The organism is Bacillus sp. G402, from assembly GCF_051172515.1.
GTDB classification, from domain to species: domain Bacteria; phylum Bacillota; class Bacilli; order Bacillales; family Bacillaceae; genus Bacillus; species Bacillus altitudinis.
This window is the reverse complement of record NZ_JBPIZC010000002.1, coordinates 74,401-96,993: the sequence shown is the minus strand read 5'-3', so window position 1 is coordinate 96,993 and position 22,593 is coordinate 74,401. Positions and strand designations below refer to the sequence as shown.

Sequence of the window (22,593 nt, the reverse complement as noted above, 5' to 3'; positions counted from 1 at the left end):
GGGTATTTTTTTTATTTTTAAACGTCATTTCCAGCCCTCTAAAAATAAACCTTTCATCCGATAATAACTTTAGAGAAGTAAAGGGGGAAAGAGAAAATGGGAAAAATGATCCAATGGTTCAAAAAACCATCCATTTCTAAAAAATTAGTTATTGCCTTTTTGGTAGTCCTCATACTGCCAACCGTCGCACTCACAATCAGTGCATTTTTTACATCAAAAACAGAGTTAGACAAACAGATTATGGGCAGTGCGATGAGTCAGGTCAATGCATTTGATACCTTAATCGATGAGAATATTGGGAACAAGGCAGAGGCTGTGACTCTGTTTACAGATGATCTCAAAGCGGTTAATCTTCAAGAAAAAAATAGAAAAGCTACCATTAAAGAATTGCAGCAATACGGAAAAATTAATGAAAAAGATGTCTCAGCCATTTATGCAGGTTCAGAAAAGGGCTTGTTCATGCAATACCCAGTTCAAAAAATGCCTGAAGGCTATGATCCCAGAGAGCGTCCGTGGTATCAAGAGGCCATGAGTGCTGATGGTAAACAAGTCATCACGAAGCCATACGTCGCAGCATCTACAGGTAAAATGGTCATCACCATTGCCCAAAAAACGAAAGATGGCTCAGGGGTAATTGGTCTTGATATGGAAATTGACAGCCTCATTCAAAAGCTAAAAGAAATTAAAATAGGTCAAAAAGGATATGCTTTCATCATGGAGAAGGATAAAACCGTGTTAGCAGATCCAACCCAAAAGGCTGGAAGCAAAGTCAATGAGAATTTGGCGAACATTATTTTTAAAAACAAACAAGGAAACGGCAGCTTTACACTCAATGGAACAGATAAAAAGGTGGCGTATGTCACCAATGAACTAACCGGCTGGAAAATCGGCGGCACGATGCTCGTATCAGAAGTAGAGGATGCAGCTAAACCCGTTTTCAATACAGCCATTATTGTGTTTAGTGTGACACTGATCGTAGCAGGAACCCTCATCTTCTTTATTGTCCGCTCTATTTCAAGTAGATTATCCAATCTTGCCCGTTTCTCGAAAAAGGTCAGCGAAGGTGATTTACGTGATAAACTTCAGATTCAATCAGATGATGAAATAGGACAAGTTGGTAAAGGCTTTAATACGATGATTGACTCATTAAGATCCCTCATTGGTGCCGTCCAAACCTCCGTTGAAAATGTCGCTTCTTCATCAGAAGAACTGACCGCAAGCGCAGGACAAACAAGTAAAGCAACAGAGCATATTACATTAGCCATTGAACAATTCTCTACTGGTAACGAAAGCCAGAATGATAAAGTGGAATCAAGCTCAGAAGAGTTAGAAGAAATGAACAGAGGCCTTCAGCACATGAACGAGTCGGCTGAATCGATTACCGCTTCATCCATCAAATCAACAGAGATTGCAGGAGAAGGCGGACAGCTAGTAGAAAAAACCGCCTCTCAAATGAACGTGATTGATCAATCAGTGAAAAAAGCAGAGAATGTCATCAGTGCGCTGGAAAGCAAATCAAAAGATATTACCCAGATTCTTGGTGTCATTAATGGCATCGCAGATCAAACGAATTTACTTGCGCTGAATGCAGCGATTGAGGCAGCAAGAGCTGGCGAATCTGGTCGAGGCTTCTCCGTTGTAGCAGAAGAAGTAAGAAAACTTGCTGTTCAATCTGCCAACTCAGCGAAAGAAATTGAAAACTTAATCAAAGAAATCGTTCAAGATATTGATGTATCACAAGAAGTATTCACAGCAGTAAATCAAGAAGTTCAATCAGGCTTAAGCTTTACTGAACAAACGAAAGTCAGCTTCCACAATATTTTCGACATGACCAAAGAAATCTCAGATCAGCTCCAAACAATGAATCGAACAGTTGTCCAGCTGTCAAAAGGATCTGCACATGTTTCTGAGGCTGTCCGTGAGATTGCAGACGTATCACGTGAAAGCTCCGCCAATATTCAAGACATTGCCGCTTCAGCTGAAGAACAGCTGGCATCAATGGAAGAGATCAGCTCATCCTCTGCCACCCTATCTTCAATGGCAGAAGAATTACGTGATTTGATTAGCAAATTTAAAGTCGAATAAACAAAATGAAAAGAACCTCCAGCTAGGGGGTTCTTTTTTGAACTGAATATAACGAAAGAAATAGGTAAATATGCTTATTTTGATGAGTTTTCGAGCGTTACACCTTGAAAAATAATCCGTATTACCTAAAAATAGAGGGGGATGATCCCAAATCATAAACCAAAAGGAGTAGAGTCATGAAAAAAATCAACTTTTTTAAGCACTTTACGATGTCAAAGAAATTAATTACTGCATTCTTAGCGATTCTCCTAGTGCCCATTCTTGTGTTGGCCGCATTTTCCTATGAAGTGGCGTCTAAGTCTCTCAATGATGAGATTATGTCTAGCGCTGCAAATGGTGTGAATCAATTAAATGAATTGATCAATAAAGATGTACAGCCTAAAATTGATATTGTTTCATATTTATCTAAATCGGTGAAAAAAAAGGAACTGGCCTCTAAAAATAAGGATTTACTTAAGGTGAAATTAGAGCAACTATCGGAAACAGACGACGATGTCGTAGAAGTATTTGTTGCAGATCAGAATGGTAAACTAACTGAATATTCCGAGATTCATAAAGGCAGTGCCAAAAGCGCAAAAAATGAACCATGGTTTCAACAATCAATGGGAGATGACAAACTCATCATTTCAGATCCTTTTACAGACAAGTCATCAGATGACCTGCTCATCACAATATCAGAACAGTTAGCAGATGGTTCTGGTGTTATCGGCATAAATGTACGATTGAACACGATTGTGAAAGATACAAACAGCATCAAAATTGGTCAAGAAGGTTATGCGTTTGTCGCTACCTCAGACCAACGTTACATTGCTCATAAAACGGAAAAGGCCGGGACGAAACTGACAGGCGATTTCATCGAAAAGATGTATCACAATAAAAAAGGCAGTTTCGAATATGAATTCAACGGACAGCCGAAGCAAATGTTTTATGACACAAATGAAGCGACAGGCTGGAAGCTTGCGGGAACAATGTATGTCAACGAAGTGAAGGAAGCCGCACAGCCAGTGCTTGACTTAACCATGATCATCCTGGCTGCTGCGATTGTCATCGGTGGAATCGCGATTTATTTTATTATTAAATCGATCCGAAAACCACTCATAGAGCTCTCTGAATCGGCTGAGAAAATCAGTCAGGGGGATCTCACTCAGCATATCGAGGTGCGCACACACGATGAAATCGGCAAGCTTGCACATAGCTTTAACGATATGTCGGCAAAGCTGAAACAAGTCATTCAAGCCGTCCAGAATTCAATTGAAAATGTTGCTGCCTCATCTGAAGAATTAACGGCTAGTGCAGGACAGACAGCCCAAGCGACTGAGCATATTACCTCATCTATTGAACAGTTCTCAAACAGCAATGAACATCAAAATGAGATGATCGAAAAAAGCTCTGTCCAGTTAAACGACATGGATCGAAGCTTATCACATATGGTCAACACGACTTCTCATATGATGGAATCATCTATTGAGTCTAGCAAAACCGCTCAGGCTGGTGGAGAGCTCGTTCAAAAAACAGCAGGTCAAATGCAAACGATTGAACAAGCAGTGAAAGAAGCAGAGCTTGTGATTGCAGGGCTAGAACAGAAATCTAAGGACATTACAAGCATTCTTGGAGTTATCAACGGCATTGCAGATCAGACGAATCTCCTTGCTTTAAATGCAGCGATAGAAGCAGCACGTGCAGGTGAGGCAGGAAGAGGCTTCTCTGTGGTCGCTGAAGAAGTCCGCAAATTGGCAGAGCAATCAGGCAGCTCTTCAAAAGAAATTGAAAGCCTAACGAACGAAATCGTAGATGAAATTGAAAAGTCGCAGAAGATGTTTAGACAAGTAGCAGGAGAAGTTCAATCTGGATTAAACATTACAGATGAAACGAAAGTGAGTTTTGAGAAAATCACCCATAAGACATCAGAAATGACAGAACAAATGAAACAAATGAACGGGTCAGCCCAAGAACTTTCTCATGGCTCAAACGATATTTCACAAGCAGTCAATCAAATCAAAGAGCTTTCACGTGAAAGTTCCGCAGGTTTCCAAGATATTGCGGCTTCAGCAGAAGAACAGCTGGCATCAATGGAAGAGATCAGCTCATCTTCCGCCACTTTATCTCAAATGGCAGAAGAACTGAGAGAGCTCATCAAACAATTTAAAATATAAGAGTCATAGTGGAACACCTGACGTTTTGACGTCAGGTGTTTTTCCGTTCTTTGCACATAATTTGGGTATTTTGGACTTATCTAGACTTTAATAAATTAAAAAAGTAAAGAACCTAGTAGTACTTCCGATATATATACTATCTTACTAAAAGGAGTTTTCTTTTTTATGAATTTCATACAGTATTTCAAAAAACCATCGATATCAAAAAAGCTCGTTTTCTCTTTCTTATTTATTCTTTTATGCCCAATTATCGTATTGGCATTCTCTTCATATCATACGGCGAGCACCTCTTTAAATGATCAAATCATGCAAAGTGCAAAGGAAAATGTAGAACAGCTGGACAAAAACATTACGAAGGTTGTGAAAGTAAAAACAGACGCAGCCGATTTCTTTAGCAAATGGATTACGAAGAAAAAGCTGGGGCAAAAAGGAACGACTGATATTCAAGGACGCTTTGAGCAGTTCATGAGCATGAATGATGACACAGAAGGCATCTTTGTTGCTTCAAGTGATGGAAAAGTGTTCTCAAGATATCCTAATCAAAAAATGCCTGCTGATTATGTCGCAACTGAGCGGGATTGGTACAAAGATGGCTGGGCGAAAAACGGTGAGCTGTCTGTTTCCGCTCCATATCCAACCGCATCAACTGGTACACTTGTTGTGACGATTTCTAAAAAACTAGAGGATGGTTCTGGTGTTATTGCGATGAACCTGGACATTGCGAATCTAGTAAAAGAGTCTAATAGTATCAATATTGGTAAAGAAGGTCATGCTTTTATCGGAAGCCCAGATCGGACATACGTGGCACATCCAACGAAAAAAGCAGGAACAAAATTAACAGGTGATTGGGTAGACAAGCTTTATACGCAAGACAAAGGTTCAATGAGTTATATGTTTGAAGGAAAAGAAAAGCAAATGGAATTCACAACAAACAAAGCGACTGGTTGGAAAATTGCCGGTACAATGTTTGTCAATGAAGTAGAAGAAGCGGCGCAGCCAGTCTTCAACATGGCGGCCATTATATTAGCTGGTGCGCTCATCATTGGCGGTATTCTCATCTTCTTTATCATCCGTTCTATTACAAAACCACTTTCCATGCTTGTCTCCTCTTCTAAGAAGATTAGCGAAGGAGATTTAACAGAAAAAATTGATGTTAAATCAAAGGATGAAATTGGTCAGCTCGGTACAAGTTTTAATGAAATGAGTGAGTCACTCAGAGACGTCATCCAAGCTGTACAGACATCTGTTGAGAACGTGGCGTCATCGTCGGAAGAACTGACGGCAAGTGCAGGTCAAACGACAAAAGCAACCGAACATATTACATCATCCATTGAAACATTCTCGAATGGAAACGAAAATCAAAGCGAAATGGTGGAACAAAGTGCAGCCCACTTGAAACAAATGAACGAAGGGCTAAATGAAGTTGCACAAACATCTGATGTCATTACAGAATCATCGGTTCAATCAAAAACAGTCGCAGAAACAGGCGGACAGCTTGTTGAACAGACAGTTGGCCAAATGAAAACGATTGATCATTCAGTGAAAGAAGCTGAAAGTGTGATCAACGGATTAGAGCATAAATCAAAAGATATCACCAACATTTTAGGTGTCATTAACGGTATAGCAGATCAAACGAATTTACTGGCTCTGAATGCAGCCATTGAAGCAGCACGTGCGGGTGAGTCAGGCAGAGGCTTCTCGGTTGTAGCAGAAGAAGTCCGTAAACTGGCAGTTCAATCATCAGATTCTGCAAAAGAGATTGAAAAACTCGTCAAAGAAATTGTCTCTGAAATTGAAACGTCTCAAAATATGTTCAAATCTGTGAATGAAGAAGTAAAAAATGGTCTATCAATTACAGACCAAACAAAAGAAAGCTTCTCACAAATCAATCAGCAAACGGCAGAAATTGCGACAAGAATCAATGAAATGAATACGACAGTTCGTGAGCTTTCAAAAGGATCTGAGCAAATTTCTAAAGCAGTGAATGAAATTGCAGATGTATCGAGAGAGAGTTCAGCAAGTATTCAAGATATCGCAGCATCAGCAGAAGAACAGCTGGCATCAATGGAAGAGATTAGCTCTTCTTCGACGACGCTTTCCCAAATGGCGGAAGAATTGCGTGACTTAATTAAAAAATTCAAGATCAGTGAATAATGGAAAGTGGTTCTCCTCAAGGGGAACCGCTTTTCTTTTTAAGAGATGATCTCGTACAATAGAGGAAATCCGAAGAAAAGGAGAGATGTTATGCGTTTATCAAATAAGAAGGTCATTGCGTTAGTCAGTGATGATTTTGAAGATTTAGAGCTATGGTATCCCGTTTTGCGATTAAGAGAAGAGGGGGCAACTGTCCATCTCGTAGGCGAAAAAGCAGATCATGAATATATCGGGAAGTACGGAGTGCCAGCTGTATCAGATGCAGACTTCTATTCCATTCAAGCAGATGATTATGATGCGGTTCTCGTTCCTGGGGGATGGGCGCCGGATAAACTGCGCCGATATCCAGAAGTATTAGACATCGTTCGTACGTTTGATGCAAAGGGCAAACCGATCGGACAAATCTGTCATGCCGGATGGGTGCTCATTTCAGCTGGTATCCTGAAAGGTAAAAAAGTAACGAGTACACCTGGTATTAAAGATGATATGACGAATGCTGGAGCAGAATGGTTTGATGAAGCCGTTGTGACAGATGGTCATATTGTATCTAGCAGACGCCCGCCGGACCTTCCACCATATGTGAAAGCATTTGCCGATGTATTAGCGGCAAACTAGATTCACATGAACAAACAAAGGGCTGTAAAACGCCCTTTGTTCATTCAATGCCTCATTACATTTGTCTGTCGGCTGGATAGATAATGCCCATTTGTCTTCTCGCCTCGTCCATGACGGACATGGTTTGAACGGATAAGGCAAATGTATTGATTGGAGACTGTCCCTTTTTTTGCTTGATGCATTGAATGAAGTGATCGATTTCATAATACATAGCAGGTTGATCATCTTTGAGAGAAATATCGGTTTCCTGTCCATTCCGATCATGGATGATAATACGAGAAGGGCGATGGAATTGATCAATCACCATTGTGGCATCCTCCCCTTGAATTTCAGCAGATACATGAGATGTTGAGATTTTTGAATGGAAAAGAAGTGCTTGATGCCCTTCATATTGTAAAAGTAATGAACCGCTCCCATCTACTCCAGAAGAAAGTGTATAGCCTCTCGCGGTGATTTGATGTGGCAGCCCGAATAAATAAATGATGGGAAAGACAAGATACACGCCGATGTCCATTAAGGAGCCATTGGATAATTCCGGCTTAAAAGCATTTGGAATCTCACCGTTTCGGTAGGCATCGTATCTTGAGGAATATTTACAGTAATGAGCGATCACTTGCCGAATGGGGCCTAGTTGATCAAGATGCTGTTTGATTTGAAGAAAATTCGGCAGAAATGTGGTCTTCATCGCTTCCATTAAGCACACCTGATATTTTTTCGCAGCAGCAATCATTTCTTCAGCCTCTTTCCGGTGAGAGGCCAATGGTTTTTCACATAATACATGTTTTTGATGCGCCATCATCAGCATCGCTTGCTCTTTGTGAAGGGCGTTTGGACTTGCGATATACACAGCATCAAACGCATCACTTGCCGCCATTTGCTGTAAATTAGTAAAGACGGTATCAATGCCATACTTGTCTGCAAATGCCTGTCCTTTTTCAGCAGACCGAGAATAGACGGCCGTACATGTAAAATCCGCCACTCCTTCACCAGCCTGTAAGAATCGATCTGTAATCCAATTCGTTCCGATGACAGCAAATCGAATCATCACATTCCCTCCTTCTGCTTTTCTCTGATTATACATGCTTTGAAAGCGTTTGTATGAAAGAATCTTCTTTTTTATTGAAAAGCGGATGAAACCTTTACCTTAGCTGATGCGTCTTACATAAAGAATATAAATGTACGAAAAGTGGATAGTTTCCTCCTTCATTCGGGTAATACTTGAGAAGGAGGGAGGAGGAAACGAACATGAAGCGCATCCTACATATAGGAAGTACATACGCATTCGCGCTTTTATTTATAGCAGCCGGTGTTTTTCATGTGATAGAGCCAAGCGGCTTTGCCCGCATGATGTCTGGATGGCCATTTCCCTATGGCATCATTTATGCCACCGCATGCTTGGAATGGCTGCTGGCCGTATTACTGCTTCTTCCAAACGTAAGGATTGTGGCAGCAAAAATGATCGCTGTCTATCTGGTGCTCATTTTCCCTGCGAACCTATTTGCTGCGAGAGAAGGGATTCCATTTCCAGGGCAAGAGAGCACAGAACAAGCCTTGTTATGGATGAGATTAATCGGACAACCGATTTTGATTGGATGGGCCATGTCCATTGCGAAACATGAAAAAAAAGCTAAAACAATGATCACAAAATGATGATCAAGTAGTGTACAATTTACTAATAAAATAGCCCGTGTTTGGAGGAAAGATATGAATTCTATGCAAATGTGGAGCAGTCGATTTAGAAAATTTTTTCTTGATAACAAGTTTGTTCTCTTTTTACTCATCCTGCTATTAATAGGGTTGAATATCCTTGTTTTCATGAAAGCATCTTTTATTTTCACACCGCTCATTGTACTCATCAAAACCATTGCCTTACCGATTATTTTAACGGGGGTTGTGTATTATTTATTAAATCCAATTGTGAATTTATTAGAGAGATTTAAGGTCAAAAGGATCTTTTCGATTTTGCTTTTATATATCGTCATTATTGGGATTATTACAGTGACCATTGTATCTATTATTCCTTTTTTACAAGCACAAACGATGAGTCTGTTTCATAATCTGCCAAAATACGTTGATACGGTAGAAGAACAGATTAGACAATTAACTGGAAGCAACTTTATTAGTCAAGTGCAGAAAACGATGAACTTTAACGTCTCTGAATTGGTAAGTAAAGCGTCAAGTCAAGCGACGAAGATTTTGGAAAGTACTTTTACCGGAGTCGGCACTTTCTTAGGGGCGCTTACTGAAATTATCATCTCGATCGTGACGGTTCCGTTCATTCTGTTTTATCTATTAAAAGACGGCAAAAAACTGCCTGACTATTTCTTGAAATTTATCCCGAATAAGTTTAGAGACCATACTCATATCGTGCTTCACGAAATGAACCATCGTTTAAGTTCTTATATACGCGGGCAGATCATTGTCAGCTTCTGTATCGGTATTCTTCTTTTAATTGGCTATATGATTATTGGACTTGACTATGCGCTGCTGCTGGCGATTATTGCGGCATGTACAAGTGTAGTGCCATACCTTGGTCCAACCATTGCGATTACACCAGCGATTGTGATTGCGCTTGTGACATCACCAGTGATGCTTTTAAAACTCATCATTGTCTGGACAGTGGTTCAACTTATTGAAGGGAAATTCATTTCTCCTCAGGTCATGGGGAAAAACCTTCATATCCATCCGATTACGATTATTTTTGTTCTATTAACAGCAGGTAAATTGTTCAGTGTCGTCGGCATCATTGTCGCGATTCCGACGTATGCCGTTCTGAAAGTGATCACGACCCACCTGTTTGATTGGTTCAAAATGCGATCCAATTTGTATAAAGAAGAAAAGGTTTGATGTCATAATCTTTTTTAGAAAAAAATATAGTATCATAAAGACGAGCTTTCGAAAAAGAAAGCTTGTCTTTATGTGGACATAGATGTTTGCCTTCAAAAGATCAGAATTGAAAGGAAAGAAAATCATGAATCTATGGGATTTATTCGTGGCACTGGTTTTAGGAATTGTCGAAGGATTAACAGAGTATGCACCTGTCTCGTCTACAGGGCATATGATCATTGTTGATGATCTTTGGCTAAAATCAAAAGACATCATTACGCCAGAGGCTGCAAACACATTTAAAGTCGTGATTCAGTTAGGTTCAATTTTAGCTGTCATGATCGTGTTTAAAGATCGTATTTTGAACTTGTTAGGCTTAAAGAAAAATATCACAGAAGAACAAAAACGCAGCGGACATAAGCTGACCATTGCTCAAATTGCTGTTGGACTCGTCCCAGCCGTCATTTTAGGATTCTTATTTGAAGATTATATTGATAAATATTTGTTTGATGTGAGAACGGTCGCTGTCGGTTTGATTTTAGGGGCTGTGCTGATGCTTGTCGCTGATTGGATCAATAAACGTAAAACAGAAACAAGCTCTGTGGATAATATGACGTACAGACAAGCGCTGTATATCGGGCTATTTCAATGTTTAGCACTATGGCCAGGCTTCTCGCGTTCAGGTTCTACAATAGCAGGTGGTGTTATTCTTGGACTGAATCACCGAGCGGCGGCTGACTTTACGTTTATTATGGCCATGCCGATTATGGCGGGAGCAAGCCTCTTAACACTTGTTAAAAATGCCGAATATTTAACAACAGACATGCTTCCATTCTTTATTGTGGGCTTTGTGAGTGCGTTTATTGTGGCTCTCTTTGTTGTTCGATTCTTCCTAAAACTGATTAATAAAATCAAACTTGTGCCTTTTGCGATCTACCGAATCATCCTAGGTCTGATTTTATTCATCATGTTTATGTAATGATGGAAAACTACTCTTTTAAAAGAGTAGTTTTTTTGTTGTTTTGCCCTTTTAAACAGTAAAAACAGCCTCTTAATTGGTAGAAAAAGAAGTTTTTTCTTAAATTAGTGTTTAAGTGACAAAGAAAAGGGTAGTACATAAACATACCAATTAAAGGAGGAGTTAGAAATAATGAGGAAAACAAGTAAATTTTTTGTTAGCTCTATGATTGCTACGTCAATGGTTGCTGTCCCTTTATCTCTTACGACTTTTGGTCAAAAGGCTGAAGCTGCTACGACAACAGGTGTCGATGGAAGTGTCTCGATTGATCCAGTAGCCATTGCCGATAAAATTGAACAAGCAGTAAAATCATCTCAAAATCGTGATGGATTTGTAAAAAATGCGGCATACAGTGCATTCTATGAAGCAGGTCAAAATTACAACGTAGTTGTTCAAAACTTAAGCCAAGATCATGATTTTAGCGGACTGAACAATGTTGTTTATTATGATAGTGTTGAATATGACGGCATTACGTTTGGTATTTGGGTATTTGAAGATGGTACGTTTGTCAACAATGGTGACGGGGGCTATATTAACTGGACTTTTGTTGGCAGCTTTGACCGCGAAGAAGGAAGCGGTACTGTCGATTTCCATAAAAGATTCTAATCTCAACGTCAAAAGTCTGCCGATCCATCGGCAGACTTTTTTTAAAGCGCACATTCTTCTATTTCAAAACCTAAATCTTCAATGATGTGATGATCGGTTTGAACTTGCTGTCCTTTTGTCGTTAAATAATCGCCTACAAAAATAGAGTTCGCTGCATATAATGCTAGAGGCTGAAGCGTTCGTAAATTAAACTCTCTTCCCCCAGATACTCGAATTTCCTTAGCCGGGTTGATAAATCGCATCAGTGCCAAAACCTTCAACGCTTTGATCGGATGTGTGCGTTCTTGATGTTCAAGAGGCGTTCCTTCAATTGCATGGAGAAAGTTGACGGGAATCGAATCCGCATCAAGGGCTCTAAGCGCAAAAGCCATTTCGACAATTTGCTGATTGGTTTCGCCCATCCCAATAATAACTCCTGAACATGGTGACATCCCTGACTGTTTGACCTTCTCAAGGGTCGATACGCGGTCATCATACGTATGGGTCGTTGTAATTTGAGCATGATGATCTTGATGTGTATTGAGATTATGATTATACCGATGAACACCCGCTTCCTTCAGCCGCTTTGCTTTTTCTTCATTTAATAACCCAAGGCATGCACACACCTTCAAAGGCATCGTCTCGGTAATTTCCTTTACTGCTGCGGTGACTTCATCTAATTCACGGTGCGAAGGTGCTCTCCCGCTTGCTACAATACAATAAGTCCCTGCTTTTCTTTTTAACGCCTCACGCGCACCGGCCACAATGGTTTTTTGGTCAAGCATTGTATATCTCTCAAGCAGAGCTGTTGAAATCACCGATTGTGAACAATAACCGCAGTTTTCAGGACAATATCCGCTTTTGGCGTTAAAGATCATATTTAACTTCACCTTTTTTTGAAAAAAATGAAATCTCACCTGATAAGCTGCATGCATAATAGGCAGCAACTCTGCGTCGTCTGCTTCAAGAATATTTAGACCTTCTTCCATCGTAATTGGTTCGTGATTGATGGCTTTCTTCACGATCGTTTCCCAAGACAAAGACGTTATTTTTCCCATCATAAGCCCCTCTCAATATGTAAACTTATTTTTATTAAAAGTTAACATAATGGATGGAGATTGGCAAGCACTGGTAAGCAGCTTAAAAGTAAAAACACAAAAAGGCGATGAACATGTAGTCATCGCCTTTTCATATGAAAAAAAATCGCTTAACGAACAGTAATATAGTTAATAACAAGCTCACCTAGTGAATTATAGTAAGACACTGTAACAGAACCTCGTTGTACAGCACGGATCCATGTGAAGTTTGGAGCAGTTTGGTCTAATTGAATGGCATACGTTGCGCCTGAGACAGAAATTTGACTTGCTGGAAGTGAAACAGCGATTGAAGAACCTACAGTAAGTGTGCGGTTCACCGTAATCACTTTATTCATAATAGGAGCTTTTGCTATAACTGGTTCTTTAGGCTGTGCAGCTGCATGAGCACCTTCTGTTTGGAAGGACGTAAGAGCACCTAAAGCAGCTAAAGACAATGTACAAGCTTTCATTAATTTTTTCATCGGTAACACTCCTTTTTTTGGTATATACATATATTAATAATAATAGAATTATATGTCAATCAAAATAAGTGGAAAAATGAGTATTTTTGGTGAAAATTGTCACATATTATGTAGGGGAAGACGATTTTACTCAAAAAACACATGATTTTTTATTCATATGTCATTTTTTTTTAGGGGGAAAAAGAGACATAAAAAAAGCTGGGTATCTACCCAGCTATGTGATGCTTTATGAAAAGAGATCTTTTATTTGTCGTCTGTCTGTTTTGGCTGACGGCCTTTTTGTTTCTCTTTCTCTCTAATGTAGTTAATAAAGTCGATGGTTTGTCTTCGTGCTTCTTCAGAAAAATCGGAGGCAGCTTTAAACGCAATTTGCAAATCAGGATCATCTGCAAGATCGTCATCAGAGGCGTTTTTGTCTTTACCTGTGAGAAGATAATCTGTTGAGACCCCGTATAACTCGGCGATTTTCACAATCATTTCACCATCTGGCTTTCTCAATCCATACTCCCAGTTAGCATAGGTCGACATCGCCTTTAACCCGAGTTTTTTGGCAACGGTAGACTTACTCCATCCATGTTTCTCTCTTAATTCAGTTAGAATCTTTCCAGTCAAATTATCCATCGGAAACACCTTTTTTTCATATTATGTGTAAATTTTATCATGAATTACACGGAAAAGATAAATAAATACACAAAAAGAATAAAAATATGATTGACTTACTCGTTTTGTGTATATTATCATAATGAATATAACTTACACATAATGAGTAAGAGGTGGAAACATGAAACTTGAAAATTTACGAGAAGAACGAATATTACAAGGAAAAACACAAACGTATATGGCGAAAAAACTTGGATATAAGTACACGAGTGGCTATGCAAATATAGAAATGGGCCGAACAAAGCCCAGCTTAGAAATAGCCAAGCATATTGCAGATTTGCTAAATATCGGTGTTCAAGAGCTTTTTTTTGGTCAAAAGTTACACAAAAAGAGTAATAGTCTTGAGGAAGACCGTTCTTAAAAAGGGGAGACAAACAGAATGAATATCGAACATCCGATGGTGACGCAAATGAATGATTTCGGCTATCCAAAACGTTACTGGCCATATGAAATGTCCCGAAGTGGTTATCGATTAGAGGACGAGGACCGTGAGAAAGGATTTGATGATGATGAGACATCAGATGACATTTGATGCCCGAAAAGAAGCACAGCATTGCCTAGTACAAGCTGGCGGCTGGATCACTTTTCATCAAAAAGAGCCGATTTTTGCTTTCCCCACGGCAGAAGAAAAACGCACATACATGACCCTCATGGCAGAAAAAGCCGTTGATGACAAGAAGAAGGAAAGGAAGAATGCGACATGAATCGATTGAAGCAAATCATGACATTCCTGAAATGTTTGCTCAATGCGGGTCAAAACGAACAAGACATTCGGCAGTGGGCGAAGGATGACGGGAGATCGTAGCATGGTCCTTCATTTTATCATTGAAAAAGAACATTTATGCACAAAAGAGACATTGATAAACAGAATTCAAACAGCCGCTAAAGCGCAATGCAAAAGCAAAATAAAAGGCGCATTATCACTCGACATTCGCTCATTTTACAATATGCCCATTGATCTAGCGAACAGCCAAGACACGCGTACATCTGCTGAAAAAGGCTTGATACGCCCGGTACACATCAGCATTCTTCAACCAAATTTGCAGTATATACAAGAAGCAATTCATGCCATTGCCGATGACGCCTCTTTACAGATTGTAGAATTAAGAGTTTCACAGTTTTATAGCATGCGTCCTCGAATGGAAATCATTTTAAATACGATGGGTGATGATATGAGATCCTCACCACCAAATAAGGAGACAAGCATATGAACGAGCCAATACAAATCATGATTCAAGAAAACCAGACATTTGTCGGTGAAATGGAAAAAGGGAAGATTCAAGTCATTGTGTTAGATGGAAACGTAGGAACGGCTTATATGATGGATGTACCTGAGCATGGAAAAACGATTATTCAAACAGCAAAAGGACATTTTGCAAGAGTCGATCATGAGATTGGTTTTAAAATCAGCTAGTCTGATGAACAAGAACAACTGAATAAGTCCAAGACGGGAAGCCTGCGGACACTGATCAAGACCCTATAAAAAGGGGCTGATTGGTGTCCGTTTTTTATTTTCTTAAAAAAGGGAGAGAGCACAGATGCAAGATTTACTGATCGAATATAAAAGAAGTTTAAAAGATGCCAGAAAACGATATGAACAATTGAAAGAGAAAGAAGAGAAACAGATGTCAGATCAGGACAAACATGATCAAAAAATGATCGCCAGTATGGTCAGTGATTTAGAATATGTGGTGGAATGGCTTCAATTCGGTAGAGAGCCGGGCGCACGCAGAGGATTAGATAGACGGTCTGTGTATCAGCGCACCATTCTTGCTAATCAAGAGGTATTAGAGGCTTTATCACATGAATACACCCTCATTCAAGAGAAAGAAAGAGAGGTAAGTGAGCGTGACAAAAGGCGAATCGATGAAGCTTTGTCTGTTTTAACAGATCGAGAGAAAGACGTGTTTTTTATGCACACAACACAGGGTCTGTCATTTAGCGAGATTGCGATTATGCTAGATGTAAAAAAAGGAACAGTCCAAAAACATATGGAAAGAGCTCGGACCAAAATGTCCAAAAAAGTACAAGAACGCCTATTCAAAGCAGCTGAATAGGCGTTTTTTCTTTCATCACATCAATCTTCAAAAGCTTGTCTTACAGTTGCCACCTATAGTTAGAAAGACCAAACGAATGTTTGCTAGCCCGGCACAAATGATTCCTCTTCAGGGAATCATTCGAACTAAAAGGAGGCGGCAGGTGAATGTAAATGAAAGATAAACGGATAGAGGCTAAGCAGGATTATATGAAAGGGATGACGTACCAGCAGCTAGCGGATCATTACAATGTCTCCATCCATACTGTCAAATCATGGAAAAGACGATACGGCTGGCAAAGACAAAAAACACCGTCAAAGCAGGCGCACTCGATCTTTCATCAATTTCTTTCAGATGAAACGATTGAAATCATGGAAAAAATGGATGGGCGCACATCTCTTGATATCATCTGGGATCAAATTCAAATTCAATACGCAGCCATTATTCGAGCGCAGCGCATCATGCATGTAGCAGATCAAGATGACATGATCAAAGAACTGAAAAAGGCGACGTACTTGCCTTCTTCATTAGAGGAAGAAACAGGCGAAGGCATTCATCCAGAGCCAGAGATCACGGCAGAGGAATTTTCGTTTCAATTTTCATGGGATCGGCATGCTACTTTTTTAAATGCCCAATCTCGTGCAATGGGAGAACTAAGACGGCTGATTAAACAGTTTGAAGAGCTCGCTCATGCGAAAGATGAACGAAGATTAAAGCTGAAGCAAATTGAGCTGACAATCGAAAAAACAAAAAAAGCAGTTCGTGAGGAAAAAGAAGAAGATCTTCATATCATGATCAAAAGAAAAGAGGACGATTCATGACGCCGTTGATTGAAAAAGAAGTCAATCCTCACTTTGAACACTTTTTGTTCGATTGGAATCAAAAGTTTCAGTTTTTAGTAGGCGGTTATGGCTCCTCCAAAAGCTATCACATTGCTTTAAAGCTGATTTTAAAACTGCTTGAGGAAAAACGGACAGCACTTGTCATTCGAGAAGTGTATGATACGCACCGGGAGTCGACCTACTCTCTTTTACAAGAAATCGTCAGCGATCTTGGCATCGATCATCTAGTAAAGTGCCGCAGTTCACCGCTTGCTCTCACTTTTCGCAATGGGAGCAGCATTTTATTTAAAGGACTGGACAAGCCTGAGAAATTGAAGTCGATCAACAACATCTCAATGATTTGGATTGAGGAGTGTTCCGAGGTTTCATATGAAGGGTTTAAAGAACTGCTTGGAAGGCTGAGACATCCAGTTTTACCTCTTTATATGATGTTATCGACGAATCCCGTTGGTCAGGATAATTGGACGTACAGACATTTCTTTCGAGATGAACAGCTGAAACGATTTGTCCTTGATGACGAAACCTTATACAAACAGCGAACCATCGTGATAAAAGATACGTACTATCACCACTCAACAGCAGAAGACAATCTATTTCTTCCTAAAAGCTATGTCAAGCAGCTGGATGAGCTGAAAGAATACGATCCAGATCTTTATCGAATTGCAAGGAAAGGATACTTCGGTATCAATGGCACAAAAGTGTTTCCACAATTTGAGGTCAGACAGCATGCCGACGTATTAGAAGCAATCGGGCAAATTGAAAGACCGCTGAAACGTGCGGGGATGGATTTTGGATTTGTCGAATCCTACAATGCGCTCATTCGGTTAGCTGTCGATCATGAAAAAAAGTACTTATATATTTATTGGGAATATTACGACCGCGGGAAAACAGATGATGAAACAGCTGTTGATTTGAAAGAATTTGTTGAATCAAAGGAACTGATTAAGGCAGATGCAGCAGAGCCTAAAACGATTCACTATTTTCGGCAACGCGGATTTCAAATGGTCGCTGCGCATAAGTTCCAAGGGTCACGTTTGCAATATACAAAGAAAATCAAACGATTTAAGAAAATCATTTGTTCCGATGCTTGCCCTTATACCATCTATGAACTTCAATCACTAACCTATAAGGCAGATAAGAACGGCCGCTTAGAGGAAGATGAATTTCAAATCGATCCACACACATTATCTGCCATTTGGTATGCGCTAGATGATTATGAGGTGACCGATTTGAAACAGACTGCTTCAGAGCGTGTCCGTCCAAACCGAGAGAGGAGGTCCATACAATGAAACAATTAAAAGCAACGATTATGAAGGCCAACATGTCTGATCATACAAAACAAATGTATGAGGATGAATTTTCATACGAAAAAGATGACATTGTCCCCCCGCCCTACCATATCAATGAATTAAAAAGCATGGCAGAATACTCAACGATTCTTCAGCAATGTATAGATGCGTATCGAACAAACATTTTAGGTTTTGGCTTTGGGGTGGAATACGCCTTTGATTTTAATGCGGAAGATGTGAAACCGGTCAAAAAGAAGACAGCCGAGAAGGAATGGACAAGACTCGAAGAGTTTACGAAATACATGAACTATGATGAGTCTGCTGACGTGATTCTTGGTTATGTCCTAGAAGACCGGGAGAAAACAGGAAATGGCTTTTTAGAGGTGCTGCGGGATGGACAAGGAAAGCCGGCAGGAATCGAGTATTTGGATGCACTCCATATCCGCATTTGCAAGCTAGGTGAGCCAGTCGACGTCGAATTCCGCTACACAGAAAACGGCGAATTAAAGACGATGAATCGCAAGAAACGATTCCGAAAATATGTGCAGGTCATCAATGAGAAGAAAGTCTTTTTCAAGGAGTATGGTGATCCGCGCATATTAAATTGTGAAACAGGCAAGTACGATGATGCTACACCAGAACCACTTCAAGCAACAGAAGTCATTCATTTTAAAATTGGCAGTGGGACGTATGGGATTCCCCGCTGGATTGGCAACATCGTCAATATGTATGGCGCACGAAAAGCAGAAGAGCTGAATTATCTTTATTTTAAGCAAGGACGGCATGTACCTGGTGCCATCATTGTCGAAAACGGCATGCTGTCAGAGACTTCTTATCAGCAGCTACAAGATTATATGGATGATATTGAAGGCTCTGACCATGCGCATAAGTTTTTATTACTTGAAGTAGAAGGGCTTCCGACAGAAAAAGGATTAACAGGTGAAGAAGATGTATCAAATGTCAAAGTGAACTTTAAATCCTTGGCGGAAATCCTGCAAGAGGATGCGCTCTTTTTAGAATACGATGAAAAGACGAGAAACAAAATCCGCTCCGCTTTTCGTCTGCCGCCTATTTACACAGGAGAGTCACAAGATTATAACAAGGCTACAGCAGATACCGCGCGAAAAACAACGGAGGAGCAAGTGTTTCAGCCAGAGCGGCATCTTATTACAGGGAAGCTCAATACTCTTTTTCTCCCGGATTTAGATATATGGCATGTCCGCTTTCTATTAAATGGTCCTGACTTTAGAGATCCATTAGAGATAGCAAAGGTTCTGACACCATTTATTCAGGCTGGGGCAGTATCGCCAAATGATTTACGAGATCTTGCGGGGCGTATTCTTGGCAAGACGTTAGAGGAATGGCCGGAAGAATTCTACCACCGACCTTTAGAAAGCCGCATAAAAACAGCTGATGGGCTGTCTCCATCTGAGCCAAACCGGCTAGAGAAATAGAAGGACGTGAGCTTTTTTTGAAAGGGGGTGAACATATGCCAAGGGAATTAAAAAACGCAAAAATTACGCATGTTTCCTATGTAGACAGGGCCGCCAACCAAAAGAAATTTTTCTTGATGAAAGCAAAGAAAAAGCAGCCTGACTTTCAAAAAGAAGTCAGTGTCCTGACGAAGGCAGAGGATGCCCATCGCCTCGTATATGGCGTCGTGTATGAACCAAATACACCTGATGCACATCAAGACTTTATGTCGGCCAAAGAAATTGAAAGAGCAGCACACGGTTTTATGAAAGATGCCCGTCACATTGATAAACAGCATGATTTTCAAGACGGTGTTGGCGAAGTCGTCGAATCATACATTGCCCCAGCGGATTTTGAAGTAGGCGGGGAGCTGATTCAAAAAGGATCTTGGGTACTTGTGACAAAGGCATCACAAGATATTTGGGACCAAATTCAGCAAGGCCACATTACAGGCTACTCAATGGCTGGAACAGCAGACATCATCGCAATAGAGGAACACGATCAGCTCCTATCTCAAGAAACGAACGAGAGAGGGCTTTTTTCTTTGCTGAAAAATTTCTTTTTGAAAGAGGAAGGTGCAAATATGCCACAACAATTTTGGAGCGTTTTAGATCATCTGCTGGAAACGTTGCAGTCAAGTGATGGTGATGAATCTAGCGTAAGAGCGGCACTTGAACAATTGATTCCAATTGTGCAGGATGTGTTGAAAACAAATGATGTCCTCCAAACGATTGGCGAAAGACCAGCATCCGTTCAAAAGCAAGATGCCGGATTAACGACTGATCAAGTACGCGAACTAGAAAAAGCAAAAATGGCCATCGACAACGTTTTACAACAAGCGGATAAACAAGGGACAGATCAAACAGGTGAAGAAGAACCTGTACAAAAAGTGCTGGAGCAAGTGGTTGCGCCAATTCGCCATCAGCTCTCTTCCTTAGAGAAATCAGCAGGCAGAGAAAAAGCAGCGATTCAGGATGTGCTTCAGCAACAGCTACTGCCTATTTCAGAGCGGATACACATGCTTGAAAAAGCGCGGGGCATTTCTAAACAAACAAATCACGATACACAAAATGATATGACAAAGCCCATATGGGATGGCTTACTATAAGCCTAAATAAGGAGGAAAAAGTGTGAGAAATCAAGAGTTGATTCGCAAGGCTGAAATGACACTTGCCAGCTTAAAAACAGGCGGTCTCATGAACGCAGCCCAATCCAACACATTCATTAGAATGATGCAAAATACACCAACCGTTTTAAATGATGCACGTATCATTCCAATGGAAAGTGATTCACAAAAAATCGAAAAAATCGGCTTCGGTCAGCGCATTTTACGCCCAGCAGAAGAAGGCAAAGCGCTTGATGCAAAAGACCGTGTTGTCCCAGCGACAAGCACTGTTCAGCTCAATGCAAAAGAAGTCATTGCTGAGATTCATATGACGTACGACAGCATTGAAAACAACATTGAAAAAGACGGGATTCAGCAAACCATTATGCAAATGCTGGCGGAACGAGCGGCAGTCGATATTGAAGAACTGATCGTCAACGGTGATACAACATCACAAGATCCATTTTTAGCTCAAATGGATGGCGTACGAAAACAGGCAGTTTCTCATATTGTCGATGCGAATGGAGCGGAAATTAGCCGTCAAATGTTCAAACAAGGCTATAAAGCGATGCCGTCAAAATATTTACGTGTACCTCAGGATTTCCGTTTTTATACATCCCCAAGTTTAGAGGTCGAGTGGAAAGACCAAGTAGCAAACCGTCAGACAGGTCTCGGAGATGCGGCGATTCAAGGCGGCCTTTCTTCTGCATTCGGTGTTCCGGTCAAAGGTCTTGCCAATATGCAGCCATATGATGAAGCAGGAACAGATGTATCAGATATTTTACTGACACATCCGAAAAACATTATCGTAGGGTTTTCTCGCAATATTCGCATTGAAGTAGAAAAAGATATTCGCAGCCGTAAGTTTATCATTGTTCTGACAGCGAAGCTCGACAGCAAATTTGAGGAAGAGGATGCTGTAGCCAAAGTCATGAAAGTGAAAGAGTAGGTGACAGCAGGCTATGATCATTTCTGCTGAGGAACTACAAGCCTATTCTGTATTTGATCGCGTGAAAAATCGTTCTGTAGAGAGACTAGCGGCAGATATTATTGAAGCAGAAGCAGCGGTATTTCAAATGGTCGGGCACGATTTTACGCATGAAAAATATCAGCCCATTCCTGAAAAAGCAAGGATCGCCTTATTAAAAATGGCCCAGTATTTTGCCATGCTGAATGATGATGAATCCATGATGAAAGGCTTGACTTCAGAAAAAATGGGTGATTATTCATATGCAAAGGCAGCGGACAAAGTGAAAGGCAGACCTTATGTGTATGCCCTTCTTGTTGATTATATTGAACCGTCATTAACTGGCGGCAGCGCCAATTTAAAGGTGAGATCATTATGAGCTATGATTCTCTATTAACGGATCGCTGTGATCTTTTTCACTTAGAGAATGAGGGGGCAGTCCGTGGCAAATTTGGTATACCAGCAGGGGATCTGCAAACGGACCTCACTTATCCTGATACACCAAGTATGAGAGATGTGGCTTGCTATGTTGTAGAAAAAAGCCAGTCACTCGTGCAAGAAGAACCGAATACAGTTATCTATCAGTCCTATCTCGTCCATTTCCCTTTAGCAAGCGACATTCGCTTGCATGACAAAATGGTGTGGAACGGCATCTCACTCAAGTTGCAGCAGCCAAAAAGAGTGAAAAATCATCACATGGAAGTGATGGCCGTCAGAAAGGAAAACCTATGAAAATTGATGGACTTGACCGGCTGCTATCCCAGCTCCAACAGGCAAATAGTGGCGGCTTAACGGCGCAATATCAAGAGTGGTTACAGGAAATGGGCTTACAGTTTTTAGACATCATTCAAGATGAAATCATCAAAGAAAAGGCTGTTGATACAGGCCGTCTCCTCAATTCCTTTCAAAAAGGTGACAAGGAGAATTACTTTCTCACTTCCCGAGGCGGGCTCACGCTAGAAGTGGGGACACAGCTTGATTATGCCTCTTACGTGAACGATGGACATGCCATTTCTTCAAATGGAGAACGAAGATGGGTGCCTGGCAGATGGAACGGCAGCCGCTTTGAATATGATCCGAACGCCAGTACTGGCATGATGCTTTCATCTCAATGGATTGAAGGAAATGGGTACTGGGATCATGCCGTCATGCTCTATGAACAAATGTTTGAACACTCGCTAGATCGAAAGCTTCAAAGCTGGATCGATCGACATTTTGGGAGGTGAT

General features: G+C 40.6%; 26 protein-coding genes and 3 pseudogenes. 25 read left to right on the top strand and 4 right to left on the bottom strand.

The features are described from left to right. Window positions 1–96: 96 nt before the first annotated feature. From ACSBQP_RS09125 to ACSBQP_RS09095, 7 genes and pseudogenes are all read left to right on the top strand, one after another. Window positions 97–1,140, top strand: a pseudogene (locus ACSBQP_RS09125) (cache domain-containing protein); the annotation flags it as partial. Beyond that, window positions 1,135–2,085, top strand: coding sequence for a methyl-accepting chemotaxis protein (locus tag ACSBQP_RS09120; protein WP_370529239.1), 951 nt, complete (start codon window positions 1,135–1,137; stop codon window positions 2,083–2,085). The pseudogene ACSBQP_RS09125 and the gene ACSBQP_RS09120, both read left to right, overlap by 6 nt. A 176-nt stretch (window positions 2,086–2,261) precedes the next feature. Then, a pseudogene (locus ACSBQP_RS09115) lies at window positions 2,262–3,299 on the top strand (HAMP domain-containing protein); the annotation flags it as partial. Then, window positions 3,291–4,238, top strand: a complete 948-nt coding sequence (locus ACSBQP_RS09110; protein ID WP_370539194.1) for a methyl-accepting chemotaxis protein — start codon at window positions 3,291–3,293, stop codon at window positions 4,236–4,238. The pseudogene ACSBQP_RS09115 and the gene ACSBQP_RS09110, both read left to right, overlap by 9 nt. A gap of 165 nt (window positions 4,239–4,403) precedes the next feature. Then, window positions 4,404–5,447, top strand: a pseudogene (locus ACSBQP_RS09105) (HAMP domain-containing protein); the annotation flags it as partial. Next, complete coding sequence (locus ACSBQP_RS09100) at window positions 5,439–6,392, top strand: methyl-accepting chemotaxis protein (protein WP_370529237.1); 954 nt, start codon at window positions 5,439–5,441, stop codon at window positions 6,390–6,392. The pseudogene ACSBQP_RS09105 and the gene ACSBQP_RS09100, both read left to right, overlap by 9 nt. Window positions 6,393–6,482: 90 nt before the next feature. After that, complete coding sequence (locus ACSBQP_RS09095) at window positions 6,483–7,007, top strand: type 1 glutamine amidotransferase domain-containing protein (protein ID WP_008344162.1); 525 nt, start codon at window positions 6,483–6,485, stop codon at window positions 7,005–7,007. Between the two features lie 55 nt (window positions 7,008–7,062). On the opposite strand, the gene ACSBQP_RS09090 is transcribed toward ACSBQP_RS09095, so the two are convergent. Further along, window positions 7,063–8,052: a Gfo/Idh/MocA family protein gene (locus ACSBQP_RS09090; protein WP_435028349.1), complete on the bottom strand. Its 990-nt coding sequence runs from the start codon at window positions 8,050–8,052 to the stop codon at window positions 7,063–7,065. Window positions 8,053–8,252: 200 nt separating this feature from the next. Between ACSBQP_RS09090 and ACSBQP_RS09085 the strand changes: the two genes are divergently transcribed. The 4 genes from ACSBQP_RS09085 (at window position 8,253) to ACSBQP_RS09070 (ending at window position 11,457) form a co-directional block, all read left to right on the top strand. Beyond that, window positions 8,253–8,657 carry a DoxX family protein gene (locus ACSBQP_RS09085; protein WP_366968591.1) on the top strand — a complete coding sequence of 135 codons (405 nt, stop codon included), beginning with the start codon at window positions 8,253–8,255 and terminating at the stop codon, window positions 8,655–8,657. 54 nt (window positions 8,658–8,711) lie between these two features. Further along, on the top strand, window positions 8,712–9,854 hold the full coding sequence (locus ACSBQP_RS09080; RefSeq protein ID WP_007500555.1) for an AI-2E family transporter: 1,143 nt from the start codon (window positions 8,712–8,714) through the stop codon (window positions 9,852–9,854). Between the two features lie 124 nt (window positions 9,855–9,978). Then, window positions 9,979–10,812: an undecaprenyl-diphosphate phosphatase gene (locus ACSBQP_RS09075; RefSeq protein ID WP_035390159.1), complete on the top strand. Its 834-nt coding sequence runs from the start codon at window positions 9,979–9,981 to the stop codon at window positions 10,810–10,812. Window positions 10,813–10,983: 171 nt separating this feature from the next. After that, a complete protein-coding gene (locus tag ACSBQP_RS09070) occupies window positions 10,984–11,457 on the top strand; it encodes a hypothetical protein (protein WP_007500557.1) in 474 nt (157 codons plus the stop codon). A 41-nt stretch (window positions 11,458–11,498) separates the two neighbouring features. Here the strand turns inward: ACSBQP_RS09070 and bioB are convergent, their stop codons facing one another. From bioB to ACSBQP_RS09055, 3 genes are all read right to left on the bottom strand, one after another. Further along, complete coding sequence (gene bioB / locus ACSBQP_RS09065) at window positions 11,499–12,494, bottom strand: biotin synthase BioB (protein ID WP_025207878.1); 996 nt, start codon at window positions 12,492–12,494, stop codon at window positions 11,499–11,501. A gap of 149 nt (window positions 12,495–12,643) precedes the next feature. Next, a complete protein-coding gene (locus tag ACSBQP_RS09060) occupies window positions 12,644–12,994 on the bottom strand; it encodes a hypothetical protein (RefSeq protein WP_144626074.1) in 351 nt (116 codons plus the stop codon). A 243-nt stretch (window positions 12,995–13,237) separates the two neighbouring features. Beyond that, a complete protein-coding gene (locus ACSBQP_RS09055) occupies window positions 13,238–13,615 on the bottom strand; it encodes a helix-turn-helix domain-containing protein (protein WP_007500560.1) in 378 nt (125 codons plus the stop codon). Between the two features lie 160 nt (window positions 13,616–13,775). Between ACSBQP_RS09055 and ACSBQP_RS09050 the strand changes: the two genes are divergently transcribed. The 14 genes from ACSBQP_RS09050 (at window position 13,776) to ACSBQP_RS08985 (ending at window position 22,592) form a co-directional block, all read left to right on the top strand. Next, window positions 13,776–14,015 (top strand): helix-turn-helix transcriptional regulator, encoded by a 240-nt coding sequence (locus ACSBQP_RS09050; protein ID WP_017358976.1) that lies wholly within the window; start codon window positions 13,776–13,778, stop codon window positions 14,013–14,015. 18 nt (window positions 14,016–14,033) lie between these two features. Continuing rightward, the gene (locus tag ACSBQP_RS09045) at window positions 14,034–14,186 is read left to right on the top strand and encodes a hypothetical protein (RefSeq protein WP_164071363.1); all 153 of its coding nucleotides are present in this window, start codon (window positions 14,034–14,036) and stop codon (window positions 14,184–14,186) included. Then, the gene (locus ACSBQP_RS09040) at window positions 14,164–14,358 is read left to right on the top strand and encodes a hypothetical protein (RefSeq protein ID WP_234717158.1); all 195 of its coding nucleotides are present in this window, start codon (window positions 14,164–14,166) and stop codon (window positions 14,356–14,358) included. The genes ACSBQP_RS09045 and ACSBQP_RS09040 overlap by 23 nt, the downstream gene beginning before the upstream one ends. 102 nt (window positions 14,359–14,460) lie before the next feature. Then, on the top strand, window positions 14,461–14,865 hold the full coding sequence (locus ACSBQP_RS09035) for a RusA family crossover junction endodeoxyribonuclease (protein WP_216942723.1): 405 nt from the start codon (window positions 14,461–14,463) through the stop codon (window positions 14,863–14,865). Between the two features lie 17 nt (window positions 14,866–14,882). Beyond that, window positions 14,883–15,068 carry an XtrA/YqaO family protein gene (locus tag ACSBQP_RS09030; protein WP_370648332.1) on the top strand — a complete coding sequence of 62 codons (186 nt, stop codon included), beginning with the start codon at window positions 14,883–14,885 and terminating at the stop codon, window positions 15,066–15,068. 124 nt (window positions 15,069–15,192) lie between these two features. After that, complete coding sequence (locus tag ACSBQP_RS09025; protein ID WP_435028348.1) at window positions 15,193–15,711, top strand: sigma-70 family RNA polymerase sigma factor; 519 nt, start codon at window positions 15,193–15,195, stop codon at window positions 15,709–15,711. 152 nt (window positions 15,712–15,863) lie between these two features. Then, a complete protein-coding gene (gene terS, locus ACSBQP_RS09020; protein WP_007500563.1) occupies window positions 15,864–16,511 on the top strand; it encodes a phage terminase small subunit in 648 nt (215 codons plus the stop codon). An 8-nt stretch (window positions 16,512–16,519) separates the two neighbouring features. Next, entirely contained in the window at window positions 16,520–17,821 is a 1,302-nt protein-coding gene (locus ACSBQP_RS09015; protein ID WP_161630747.1) for a PBSX family phage terminase large subunit, read from the top strand. Beyond that, on the top strand, window positions 17,818–19,275 hold the full coding sequence (locus ACSBQP_RS09010) for a phage portal protein (RefSeq protein WP_435028347.1): 1,458 nt from the start codon (window positions 17,818–17,820) through the stop codon (window positions 19,273–19,275). The genes ACSBQP_RS09015 and ACSBQP_RS09010 overlap by 4 nt, the downstream gene beginning before the upstream one ends. A gap of 35 nt (window positions 19,276–19,310) precedes the next feature. Continuing rightward, window positions 19,311–20,402 carry an XkdF-like putative serine protease domain-containing protein gene (locus tag ACSBQP_RS09005; RefSeq protein WP_035389213.1) on the top strand — a complete coding sequence of 364 codons (1,092 nt, stop codon included), beginning with the start codon at window positions 19,311–19,313 and terminating at the stop codon, window positions 20,400–20,402. Between the two features lie 22 nt (window positions 20,403–20,424). Then, complete coding sequence (locus tag ACSBQP_RS09000) at window positions 20,425–21,348, top strand: phage major capsid protein (protein ID WP_035389210.1); 924 nt, start codon at window positions 20,425–20,427, stop codon at window positions 21,346–21,348. Window positions 21,349–21,361: 13 nt separating this feature from the next. After that, window positions 21,362–21,745, top strand: a complete 384-nt coding sequence (yqbG, locus tag ACSBQP_RS08995; protein WP_007500574.1) for a protein YqbG — start codon at window positions 21,362–21,364, stop codon at window positions 21,743–21,745. Then, window positions 21,742–22,098: a YqbH/XkdH family protein gene (locus ACSBQP_RS08990; RefSeq protein WP_017358987.1), complete on the top strand. Its 357-nt coding sequence runs from the start codon at window positions 21,742–21,744 to the stop codon at window positions 22,096–22,098. The genes yqbG and ACSBQP_RS08990 overlap by 4 nt, the downstream gene beginning before the upstream one ends. Next, window positions 22,095–22,592: an HK97 gp10 family phage protein gene (locus tag ACSBQP_RS08985; protein ID WP_212360793.1), complete on the top strand. Its 498-nt coding sequence runs from the start codon at window positions 22,095–22,097 to the stop codon at window positions 22,590–22,592. Before ACSBQP_RS08990 ends, ACSBQP_RS08985 begins: the two co-directional genes overlap by 4 nt. The last annotated feature ends 1 nt before the right edge of the window (window position 22,593 follow it).

Excerpts from the sequence above, each read along its gene's own strand:
- ACSBQP_RS09120 (WP_370529239.1), top strand. The coding sequence starts at position 1,135 with ATGATTGACTCATTAAGATCCCTCATTGGTGCCGTCCAAACCTCCGTT.
- ACSBQP_RS09110 (WP_370539194.1), top strand. The coding sequence starts at position 3,291 with ATGTCGGCAAAGCTGAAACAAGTCATTCAAGCCGTCCAGAATTCAATT.
- ACSBQP_RS09100 (WP_370529237.1), top strand. The coding sequence starts at position 5,439 with ATGAGTGAGTCACTCAGAGACGTCATCCAAGCTGTACAGACATCTGTT.
- ACSBQP_RS09095 (WP_008344162.1), top strand. The coding sequence starts at position 6,483 with ATGCGTTTATCAAATAAGAAGGTCATTGCGTTAGTCAGTGATGATTTT.
- ACSBQP_RS09090 (WP_435028349.1), bottom strand. The coding sequence starts at position 8,052 with ATGATTCGATTTGCTGTCATCGGAACGAATTGGATTACAGATCGATTC.
- ACSBQP_RS09085 (WP_366968591.1), top strand. The coding sequence starts at position 8,253 with ATGAAGCGCATCCTACATATAGGAAGTACATACGCATTCGCGCTTTTA.
- ACSBQP_RS09080 (WP_007500555.1), top strand. The coding sequence starts at position 8,712 with ATGAATTCTATGCAAATGTGGAGCAGTCGATTTAGAAAATTTTTTCTT.
- ACSBQP_RS09075 (WP_035390159.1), top strand. The coding sequence starts at position 9,979 with ATGAATCTATGGGATTTATTCGTGGCACTGGTTTTAGGAATTGTCGAA.
- ACSBQP_RS09070 (WP_007500557.1), top strand. The coding sequence starts at position 10,984 with ATGAGGAAAACAAGTAAATTTTTTGTTAGCTCTATGATTGCTACGTCA.
- bioB (WP_025207878.1), bottom strand. The coding sequence starts at position 12,494 with ATGGGAAAAATAACGTCTTTGTCTTGGGAAACGATCGTGAAGAAAGCC.
- ACSBQP_RS09060 (WP_144626074.1), bottom strand. The coding sequence starts at position 12,994 with ATGAAAAAATTAATGAAAGCTTGTACATTGTCTTTAGCTGCTTTAGGT.
- ACSBQP_RS09055 (WP_007500560.1), bottom strand. The coding sequence starts at position 13,615 with ATGGATAATTTGACTGGAAAGATTCTAACTGAATTAAGAGAGAAACAT.
- ACSBQP_RS09050 (WP_017358976.1), top strand. The coding sequence starts at position 13,776 with ATGAAACTTGAAAATTTACGAGAAGAACGAATATTACAAGGAAAAACA.
- ACSBQP_RS09045 (WP_164071363.1), top strand. The coding sequence starts at position 14,034 with ATGAATATCGAACATCCGATGGTGACGCAAATGAATGATTTCGGCTAT.
- ACSBQP_RS09040 (WP_234717158.1), top strand. The coding sequence starts at position 14,164 with ATGAGACATCAGATGACATTTGATGCCCGAAAAGAAGCACAGCATTGC.
- ACSBQP_RS09035 (WP_216942723.1), top strand. The coding sequence starts at position 14,461 with ATGGTCCTTCATTTTATCATTGAAAAAGAACATTTATGCACAAAAGAG.
- ACSBQP_RS09030 (WP_370648332.1), top strand. The coding sequence starts at position 14,883 with ATGATTCAAGAAAACCAGACATTTGTCGGTGAAATGGAAAAAGGGAAG.
- ACSBQP_RS09025 (WP_435028348.1), top strand. The coding sequence starts at position 15,193 with ATGCAAGATTTACTGATCGAATATAAAAGAAGTTTAAAAGATGCCAGA.
- terS (WP_007500563.1), top strand. The coding sequence starts at position 15,864 with ATGAAAGATAAACGGATAGAGGCTAAGCAGGATTATATGAAAGGGATG.
- ACSBQP_RS09010 (WP_435028347.1), top strand. The coding sequence starts at position 17,818 with ATGAAACAATTAAAAGCAACGATTATGAAGGCCAACATGTCTGATCAT.
- ACSBQP_RS09005 (WP_035389213.1), top strand. The coding sequence starts at position 19,311 with ATGCCAAGGGAATTAAAAAACGCAAAAATTACGCATGTTTCCTATGTA.
- yqbG (WP_007500574.1), top strand. The coding sequence starts at position 21,362 with ATGATCATTTCTGCTGAGGAACTACAAGCCTATTCTGTATTTGATCGC.
- ACSBQP_RS08990 (WP_017358987.1), top strand. The coding sequence starts at position 21,742 with ATGAGCTATGATTCTCTATTAACGGATCGCTGTGATCTTTTTCACTTA.
- ACSBQP_RS08985 (WP_212360793.1), top strand. The coding sequence starts at position 22,095 with ATGAAAATTGATGGACTTGACCGGCTGCTATCCCAGCTCCAACAGGCA.